Origin of the sequence: Ligilactobacillus acidipiscis DSM 15836, from assembly GCF_001435755.1 — a bacterium.
Lineage (GTDB): Bacteria > Bacillota > Bacilli > Lactobacillales > Lactobacillaceae > Ligilactobacillus > Ligilactobacillus acidipiscis.
In genome coordinates, this window is sequence record NZ_AZFI01000142.1 from 1 (window position 1) to 5,478 (window position 5,478).

General features: G+C 37.6%; 5 protein-coding genes. All 5 read right to left on the bottom strand.

Annotated elements, in window-relative coordinates; genetic code table 11:
• Positions 1-108: 108 nt before the first annotated feature.
• Positions 109-453, bottom strand: a complete 345-nt coding sequence (locus tag FC65_RS08590) for an AzlD domain-containing protein (protein ID WP_056972350.1) — start codon at positions 451-453, stop codon at positions 109-111.
• Between the two features lie 3 nt (positions 454-456).
• Positions 457-1,167: an AzlC family ABC transporter permease gene (locus FC65_RS08595; protein ID WP_237756897.1), complete on the bottom strand. Its 711-nt coding sequence runs from the start codon at positions 1,165-1,167 to the stop codon at positions 457-459.
• A gap of 264 nt (positions 1,168-1,431) precedes the next feature.
• A complete protein-coding gene (locus tag FC65_RS08600; protein ID WP_056972352.1) occupies positions 1,432-2,766 on the bottom strand; it encodes a serine hydrolase in 1,335 nt (444 codons plus the stop codon).
• Positions 2,767-3,031: 265 nt separating this feature from the next.
• The gene (locus tag FC65_RS08605) at positions 3,032-4,201 is read right to left on the bottom strand and encodes a sensor histidine kinase (RefSeq protein WP_056972354.1); all 1,170 of its coding nucleotides are present in this window, start codon (positions 4,199-4,201) and stop codon (positions 3,032-3,034) included.
• A 24-nt stretch (positions 4,202-4,225) separates the two neighbouring features.
• Positions 4,226-4,915: a response regulator transcription factor CroR gene (croR, locus tag FC65_RS08610; protein WP_056972353.1), complete on the bottom strand. Its 690-nt coding sequence runs from the start codon at positions 4,913-4,915 to the stop codon at positions 4,226-4,228.
• Positions 4,916-5,478: the final 563 nt, after the last annotated feature.

Here is a 5,478-nt window from a genome sequence, read left to right on the forward strand (position 1 = left end):
TTAAGGGAAAAGTATGAATAATTCAGGATCAGTATACCAACTTAAAAATACTTTTAAAAGAATAAAAAAATAGACCATCTCTTTCAGATAGTCTTTCACTTATTCAAATTAAATGGGTACAACTAATGATAAAACTGCCACCGCGATCAAACCAACTACAACTGATAATCCCATTGACCGTGAATAATAAGCCACAGCCATAACGATCACAGATGCAATGATTTTTGCAACACTGTCAAAGCCAATAAAACTATATGTTTCAGTGTTCATAAACACATCTTTAACTACCAATGCCGTAAATAAAGAAATAGGCACATACTTCATCCACTCGTTAAACCAATTCGGTATCTGCCTGCTGGAAAAGATCCTCATTGGAAAATAACGCGGTACGAAAGCAACCAACATCGATAGCATGATCAAGATAAAATGATCCAAATTAGTAGTTACGCTCATAATCTATTCTCCCGATTTACTGATTTCCTTGCGTCCAGCATTAGGCTTTACTTTTTTCAATAAAAAGCCTCTATTTTTGCCTTTCTTCACTAACCGATCCTCTAATGCAAAACCGATCAAGGAAGCAAGTAAAGTTGCCACAACCAGTCCCATCGTGCTCTTTAACCACATCATAGATAAAACGGCCAGCACACCTGAAACGATACTGATCACAATGGTCAACCGATTCTTGACCTGCATTACGATCATATAAATAAACAAGGCTGTCAGTGCGTAATCAACGATCGTCAAGTTAACGGAAATAAATCCTCCGGCCAAGCTGCCGATCAAATTAGACACTGTCCAAAATAGTAATGAGAGATGCTCGACTAATAAAGCATTTTGCGGCGACCAAGTCTTATCAGTCGCAAACTTTAAATAATTCACCGCATAGTTTTCATCGTTCATTGATGCTGCAAATATCAGCAAGAATTTTTTGCTCGTTCCACGAACATATTGGGATAGACTCGACCCCAACAACGCATATCTCATCTCCAAAAACAACAACATCAGTAAGATAGTTTGCATCGGAGCATGGATCGTCAACATGGAAGCGATCATAAATTGAGCCCCACCAGAAAAGACCAGTAAGGAAACCAAAGCTGTCATTAAAAAGTTGAAACCAGCCGCATGTAACAAAACACCGCATGCCAAACCGATCGGTATGTAACTCATGCACAACGGTAACGCGATCTGGAAAACTTCCTTACGACGTGTATCGGATTTTTTCACAGGTATGCCTCCAAAAATTCCAAATATCAAATATAAAGATTCATCGTAAATTATAACATAGGAACAATCACTATTTACAACTTTTTTCAATGAAAAAGTCCATTTTACTACCATATCGGTCAGATTTTTACTATTTGCTCATAAACTCATAATTTCAAATTAATAAAAAGACCATATCTTTAAAACCAAAGATATAGTCCTTTTCATTTAGAATAAGCCCTTAACAGCACGCCATCCGATCACGAAAATATTCGCCTTTTTGTCTGCTTGGCTAGCAACAGCCTGTGTTTTAAAGCCGTTACTACCATTGACAAATGGTGTTTCTTGTCCTTTGACCGTTAATTTATAACTACCAACTTTTTGACCTTTTTTGATCGGTGCTTCTAAACCGTTCTTTTTATATAGCTTTTTGTTACCTGAAACTTTACCGGTAACAGAATCAACATCTACCCCTTTTTCTAACCAGATATGAGTACCCTTGCTGGTTTTAGTTGGAATAGTCAGATCTTTACCATGATAAACAGGTAATTGTGAATCCTTTTTAAAGTTCAAACCAGACTTCACGTTAGTGTAAGTATAATTATTATAGACATATGACATCAATTTTTGTGTTTCTTCAAAGCGAGCTGTGTCTTGATCATTTTGATGACGAGCACCCATTACAACTGTAATAACGCGGTGTCCATCTTTATGAACCGTCGCTGCAAAGTTGGCACCCGCAGTATCAGAAGTTCCTGTTTTGAGTCCATCGACCGGCAAAGCAGAATAAGATTTAGTTAATCCCTTGAGCATCCAATTCCAGTTTGGCATATCAGTCTTAGTGTCGCCATTGTCGAATTTGGCTTCTTTGATACTTGTCGTCTTTAAGACTTCCGGATGATCCTGTATTAATTTTTGTGATAGCAGCGCCACATCATTGGCTGACATTTTGTTAGTTGCTGAATCCGGTGCACCCTTATACTTATCTTGTTCAACGTCGCCGTTATTTAAACCATTTGCTGTATAAAACTCTGCGTCTTTGATGCCCATCTTTTTAGCTTCGGCACGCATCATATCAATAAATTTCTGTTGTGTACCGCCGATCTGATCAGCTAAAGCCATTGCGGCACCATTAGCTGAGTATATCACTGTTGCTCGATAGAGATCGCGAACAGTATACTCATGATCAGCTTTCAAAGGAACATTAGAATAATTTGTATTCTGGCTGACTTTAACAGCGCCTGCTGAAGGAGAGATTTTTTGATCCCAACTCAACTTTTTATTATCAATTGCGTCTAATACCAAATAAAGTGTCATCAATTTACTCATTGAAGCAGTTTCTCTTTTTTCATTGGCATTCTTAGCATACAAAACCTGACCCGTTTTGGCATCGATCGCAATCGCAGACTTCACGTTTAAATTAACATCGCCTGTTTTTAAATTATTCGTTGTATTTGCAGAAACCTGTGTGGCTGAAGATGTCACATATACTCCGGCACCAAAAAGTGCAAGTCCTGTCGCAACACCTGCGACAGCTTTTTTTAATTGACTAAAAGTTTTCATAATTTCAAATGGTCCCTCTCGCTAACATTATTATTTTTACATACTTATTAACTTTGACACAAACTTTCATAGATTGCAATAACCAATGAAAACTCACTGTGAAAAACATGTTATTGGTTCGCGTTGTAACGCTATTTTTCATAATTAAACATAGCTTCACAATAAACAAACCAGCAGACAAGTAAAATGATCTGCTGATTTGCATCTTTTGTGAAAAACAACCACATGGATCCAGGCGAAAAAGAAAAGCAGTAATTATCTTTCTTTATGCTTGCACTACATTTTCTGGCGCTTTCAAAGTATCACTATGCTTGATCGGAAAATGCATAATAAACTTAGTGATCTGCTCATCTGAAGAAGCATAGATGTAACCATGGTGAAGTTCCACGATCCCTAATGCGATCGCCAACCCTAAGCCAGTTCCGCCAGTCTCTTTAGAGCGCGAGCCTTCCACACGATAGAAACGTTCAAAAATCTGTCTTAAATCACTTTGCGGGATCGGTTCGCCATCGTTAGCTACAACTACTTCGACCTCACGATTCGAAACTTTTTTTGCCGACAAATGGATGTTTTTACCACCATGACCGTACTTCAAAGCGTTAGAAACAAGATTATTAAAAACTCGCGCCAGCTTTTCAGGATCCGCATCAAACATTAGCGGTGCAGCACCAACATTGACCGTGATCTTCATTCCTTTTTTAGAAGCTTCCAGTTCAAAACTTGCGCCTAATTGTTCAAGCATCGCATTCAGATCGATCTGCACAGTTTCAAGTTTAGCATCAGTTTGTCGAACCTTTGTATATTCAAACAAATCATCTACTAATGACTTCATCTGTTTGGATTTTAAAAAAGCAGTATGCGTGTACTTCAACAAGTCTTCTTTGCTTTGATATTGCTGGTCTTCGATCAAGCCCAAATAGCCGATGATCGATGTCAACGGTGTTCGAATATCATGACTGACATTCGTGACCAACTCGTCCTTAGAACGTTCGATCGCGCGTTCCTCTTCCAGAGAAGTGATCGTACTGTCGACCAAAGCATTGACACTTTCAACAACTCGCTGCATCTGGCCAGACAAAGTAAAAGGGATCCGATGATCAAAATGCCCAGAGGCAATATAATGCAATTCCACGATGACGTGACGTAATTGCATCTGCCGATATCTACGGATCAAACGCCAGTATAAAACAAAGGCATCCCCGATCAGCATAAGTAAGTTGAAAGCCCATCCCCAACTCCAAAACTGAATATGCTGAGGTCCAAAAGAAAGTGACATTTTGATTTGAAAAATACCATTTTCAATGCCAGGATTCGTATCGATCAACTGATCAATAATCAAAAAGATAGACATGTTCAACAAAAGCATCACAATAATAGTCACGATTGCTTCGCCAAAAAGCTCGCTTTTTTCCCTACCAGTTAACTGAAATTTCAAATACATTCACTCTCCCTGCATGATTTAGCGTGTTTCAACTTTATAACCAACACCCCAAACAGTTTGAACGACTTTTTCACCGCCAGTAGCTTCTTCAATCTTGTCACGCAAATGACTAACATGGACCATGACTGTTTTAGCAGAAACGACTGATTCTTGTTTCCAGACACGTTCGAAGATCTCATCCGCTGAAAAAACACGATTTGGATGACTGGCCAGCAAATACAAGATCCCAAATTCTAAGGCTGTTAGTTGGACCTCTATTCCGTCAACAGTTGTTACCTCATGGGAGTCTTTTTTAATGATCAATGGACCAACTTCCAACTGATCAGGTTCTTCATTTTGTACCTGATGTTGAGAACGCCGTAATAAAGACTTGACCCGAGCCATAACTTCTAATGGATTGAACGGTTTAGTGACGTAATCATCTGCACCTTGGATCAAGCCGTGGATCTTATCAATATCATCGGTCTTAGCAGATAACATTAAGATTGGAATCTGCGAATCACGCCGAACTTCTTTAACGACTTCTAAACCGTCAACTTGCGGCATCATAATATCTAAGATCATCAAACCAATATCCGTATTAGTATTTAATTTAGTTAAAGCTTCTTTACCATTAAAGGCCCTTTCAACTTCATAGCCCTCGTTTTGGATATAAATACTTAACAATTCAACAATATCTTTATCATCATCTACAACTAAAATTTTCATTTTTATTTCTCCTTGTTAACAGCTGACCATCTCACTTGAGAACACCTATCTAATAATAACTTTTTTCTCTATGGGCTGCCTATTTAAGAAAGCATAGTTACTTTCAGCATCCCATCGGTTTTCAAACCTTTTTTATTAGATGTCCTAGAAAAGCCACTGATTTCATTTCATTATAACGAATTTTTATTTTGAGTTATTATTATAAATAATTGTAACAAATTCTATCTCAATCGTACCTAAAGAATTCGTTAAATTCAGTTAAAATGACTATTATATCCTAGTTTAAGGCAGCTTAAATAAAACAATAGATTTACTATTCACCCAAAATAAAGATGACGACGGAACTGGGACAAAAATTTCTAGTTTGATAAAAATAACATGAAATTTTGGAACTTTACCCACCACCGTTTAGCACAAGAAAATAAACAAAACGCGTGGTGCTAGTTCGTAACATTTTAAAATAAGTTAACAAAAAAGCCCAAATTACTAGACTTTAAGTGACCACACTAAAAGGAGCATAGCAATTTCGAATCACTTAAAGTTTAAACAAAAACGTCATAATC

Coding starts and splice junctions, on each gene's coding strand:
- FC65_RS08600 (WP_056972352.1), bottom strand. CDS start 2,766: ATGAAAACTTTTAGTCAATTAAAAAAAGCTGTCGCAGGTGTTGCGACA.
- croR (WP_056972353.1), bottom strand. CDS start 4,915: ATGAAAATTTTAGTTGTAGATGATGATAAAGATATTGTTGAATTGTTA.
- FC65_RS08595 (WP_237756897.1), bottom strand. CDS start 1,167: ATGAGTTACATACCGATCGGTTTGGCATGCGGTGTTTTGTTACATGCG.
- FC65_RS08590 (WP_056972350.1), bottom strand. CDS start 453: ATGAGCGTAACTACTAATTTGGATCATTTTATCTTGATCATGCTATCG.